Genomic DNA, 545 nt, shown 5'->3' with positions numbered 1-545 from the left:
GCCTGGAGCAGCCAAAGAACAACCATGCCGGACAAGATGGTCCACAGCACGCTTCTTTGCCGCCTTACCACCTCGCTCGGCTAAACCAAGCCCCCAGCGCCGCAAAGCCGAGTCCGGACCGAAAGGGCCAAGGATATAATGGGCGCTACCGACAAGAAGGCTCCGAAGGTAAGCATCGCCCGCAAGGGTGATGGGCAACTGTTTGTCCCTCTCTCCAGATTGGTCCCGCTTCGGACGCAACCCTAAAAACGAACCCAATATCCGGCTCCTGGGAAACCGGGATGGATCACCAAGGGTCAAAACGTAAGCCACCGCCGTCAGGTTCCCCACACCCGTGACTGACGTCAGAATGTCCACACCCTCCAGATCCAGTGCCATCTCCTCGATCTTACGGTCACTGTCACGGATGCCTGCCTCGAGCACCTCGAGCTGCAACAGCACAGGCTCCAGGGAAGGAAGAACATCTTCAGGAATAGATGAAACAGCGCGACGATGAAAACAGGTGTCCCTGGCGAGAACCTCAGGGTTCTCAGAGCCGGCTGGCG

Annotated in this window: 1 protein-coding gene; it reads right to left on the bottom strand. The window is 58.2% G+C overall.

Annotated elements, in window-relative coordinates:
• Positions 1-435: transposase (locus tag P1T08_18940; protein MDF1598146.1), on the bottom strand; the 435-nt coding region annotated here is incomplete at its 3' end.
• Positions 436-545 lie beyond the last annotated feature (110 nt).

The sequence above is a fragment of the Acidimicrobiia bacterium genome, from assembly GCA_029210695.1.
GTDB lineage: Bacteria > Actinomycetota > Acidimicrobiia > Spongiisociales > JAHEDJ01 > JAHEDJ01.
Note: the sequence above shows the minus strand (reverse complement) of the source record. Positions and strands in the feature narration are given on the sequence as shown.